Here is a 3,269-nt window from a genome sequence, read left to right as displayed (position 1 = left end):
TGCGGTTGGCGTTAGCGTAGTTTCTACCTATTTCACCGGAATAAAAAGTGATATACCCGCCGTAATTGCCCGACAATTGAAACCGAACTGTATCGCCTACTTTATAATTGGTTTGCGGTACGGATACATAAAAATCGTAAGGCGAAACTATCTGCGTATCTTGCTTACAAGCGTTAAAAATGATTATCACGAAGCCTGTAACAATCATGTACATATAAATTCTTCTCATTGTTAAATTTCTGGTTATGTGATGAATTATTTTAGTTACTCCAACCCGGATTTTGTGTCAATGCATAATCAAGTGTTGTTTCGGTATACGGTATTGGAAATAGCATATACTTTGTGGGGTTGGTTAAAAAGTTGCCTGATGGCAGATTTGAGGCCGTTAAATAGTTGGCTGGTGATCTGGTCATGTTATCGGCATTTAAGTTTTGCATCACGGTGGCCATTACGCCCCAACGAATAAGATCCTGACGGCGTAGTCCTTCAAAACATAATTCCCTTGAGCGTTCGTCCATAATGTCCTGCATCGTAAACGTTGTAACATCAAAGCCCGGAACGGCAACGGTAGGCGCATAACCGAAAGCTCTTCTGCGCACCTGATTAAAATAGCCTACTGCTGTGGCACTTGGCGCACCGTTCACTTTAAGATCTGCTTCGGCAGCCATCAATAATACATCGGCATAACGGATGATAGGAAAATTACACGATGTATTATTTTGCAGACGGATAGGGGGCAGATTAGTTTCGTACTCTCTTCTCCATTTGCCGATACAACGGTCGTAAATGGTTGGATAGCCTGAGCCACCCTTGGTTACTGTTATACCGGTTACTTTACCACCACTTACAGTGGCTGTAGCCGTTGCAACGTTAGTGCCTGTAACTGATAGGGCCGTTGACGTACTTGTGGCGTAAGAAGTAAAAGTGATAGTAGGCGCAACTGTATAACCGGTTCCGGGATTATCAACTACGATAGACGTAATTGCTCCCGAGCTATTTGTATAAGCTGTTGCCGATGCACCTGTACCCGTACCTGTAATAACTACGGACAATGAATAGTATTTTGTTGTTGTCGCATCTTTATACATGTAAGGGGCTATATTCCAATCGCGACGTTGGTCGCCGGAGGCATAAAGATTATATAACTTAGGGAACGCGCGATAGGTGCCCGCACCATAACCATTAATTGACGAGGCTGAAGCGTCAGGGCAATATATTCCGCTAATTGCACCCAAAGTTTGGGTAACCGGATACCCGCTCGCGGCGTAAGTACCGGTTGCGTTGGATTTTGATAAAAAAGCAGCATCCCACATGCCTTCGGTAATGTTTTTATCGTTCACGTTGTCTTGCATGTTGTTTATAAATACGCGCGCATAGGCCGGGGTTGTAGAATATTGGCTTAAAGGAGTACTATTTAAAGCATGAACGCCACTATTGATTACCTTTTGAGCCCATGTTAGTGCGTCGTTATATTTTGTAGCATCATTAACAGGATAACCAGCCATAGACAAACAAACCCTGGCCAATAAACCGTCAACTGCAGTTTGAGTAATAGTCGTGGTTGTACCGGCTTGGGCAATAGTTGGAACCATCGGCTCGGCTGCAGTCATTTCACTTAAAATATATTGATAAACAGCTTTTGCAGGCGTTCTGGGCAACTGATAGTTTGTGCCCATGTCTGTAGATAGTTGTGTTTTTAAAGGCACGTCGCCAAAACGCGTAACTAATAAATAGTAACAATAAGCCCTAAAAAAACGGGCTTGGCCTTTTATTTGGCTGCGTAACGTTTCATCCATAACTGGTTGGTCGGCTACACTTAGTATTACATTACACCTTTCAACGCCATTATACAGGTTGCGCCAAAATGTTGCAACATTTGCCTCCGTATTTTGAATGTCGTAAAGCTCAGTAAATATGTTTGAAGCAGAGGTACCACTTCTGAAACTTTCATCGGCACCGCCTTCCAAATACCCCCACAAACCTTGTGCATAAAGTTGATCGGTCTCTAAAATATCAAGCGCACCGGCAAGCTGAGCAGATAATTGGGGTCCTGTTGTAAATGTGGTAGGCTCGAAATATACCGGAGTGAGCGTTAAATCACGTTTACACGACGTAGCTAATAAACTGAATACGAAAATTAATATCGTTGTTTTTAAATTTGATTTCATGACTGTAATTTTTTAGATATCCGTTTTTAAAAAGTTGCACTTACACCAAAATTTAAAGTAAAGGCGCGAGGGTATGGCGTTAAGTCATAACCCTGAGCAAGTGCGGCATAACCGCTGCTTGGTTGAATATAAGTGTAACCAACCCCAGTTGTGGTTACAGGAGTACCTGATGAAGTACCTCCTGGCGTATTGGCCGGGTTTGCAGTTCGATAAGTAGAAACTTCGGGATCTAAACCTGTATACTTGGTAAATGTGTGAAGATTTTGTGCAGAAGTGAATACCTTAAGCGATTGGATACCCAAGCGGGTGGCAAACTTCATTGGTACACTGTAGGCAAATGAAACCGTTTTAACCCTGATGAATGAACCGTCTTCAATTAGCCAAGAAGAAGGTCGGGTATTGGTAGATCCGTCATCGCCTTTATTTAGGCCACCGTTCCCGTAAATAACCCGCGGAATATCATTAGTAGGGTTTGTAGGCGTCCAGTGATTCACAAAATCGGCAAATTGATTTCCTTGACTAAAATAGTCCCCTTCTAAAAACTCGGCTTTGTTAGCATTCAATATTTTGTTGCCATAGCTAAACTGTAAAAAAACACTTAGAGAAAAATGACCATAAGAAAACATATTGTTTAAACCGCCTGTTGCAATAGGCAGAGGACTCCCTAAGGTTGTTTCATCGTGCAAATCAATCACACCATCACCATTAACATCGCGATACTTGGGGTCGCCGGGCTGCACGCCGGTATAGCCTGGTATACCCGTTTTCAATACGTAGGTACCATTGGCTAATTTATTAAAATCGGTATATTGGTAATTCCCCGTTTTAACATATCCGTAAAACTCTGAAATTGGACCACCTACCTGAGCAATCCATGCTGTGGCGCTTCCATACAAATTCCATGGTGTTTGCTTTATATTAAATCCATCATAAAAACTCAGGATTTTATTTTTGTTAAACGCAACATTAAAACTTGATTGCCAGCTAAATTTGCCCGAGTTAATATTAACAGTATTCAAAGTAAACTCTAATCCCCGATTGCTAATTGTGCCAACGTTCTCATATTCAGAGTTAGCCCCGTTTGGATACCCACCCAAAGCC

At 42.2% G+C, this 3,269-nt stretch carries 2 protein-coding genes and 1 pseudogene; all 3 read right to left on the bottom strand.

Going from position 1 to position 3,269, the window contains the following annotated elements:
* The coding region (locus QZX97_RS15035; RefSeq protein ID WP_295654732.1) for a DUF5017 domain-containing protein at positions 1 to 229 on the bottom strand (229 nt) is incomplete at its 3' end.
* A gap of 31 nt (positions 230 to 260) precedes the next feature.
* Positions 261 to 2,168, bottom strand: a complete 1,908-nt coding sequence (locus QZX97_RS15030) for a RagB/SusD family nutrient uptake outer membrane protein (RefSeq protein WP_295654731.1) — start codon at positions 2,166 to 2,168, stop codon at positions 261 to 263.
* Between the two features lie 26 nt (positions 2,169 to 2,194).
* Positions 2,195 to 3,269, bottom strand: a pseudogene (locus tag QZX97_RS15025) (hypothetical protein); the annotation flags it as partial.

The sequence above is a fragment of the uncultured Mucilaginibacter sp. genome (genome assembly GCF_903893715.1).
GTDB lineage: Bacteria > Bacteroidota > Bacteroidia > Sphingobacteriales > Sphingobacteriaceae > Mucilaginibacter.
Note: the sequence above shows the minus strand (reverse complement) of the source record. Positions and strands in the feature narration are given on the sequence as shown.

What these genes read in the sequence shown, in the direction of transcription:
- QZX97_RS15030 (WP_295654731.1), bottom strand. Translation starts at nt 2,168, where the DNA reads ATGAAATCAAATTTAAAAACAACGATATTAATTTTCGTATTCAGTTTA.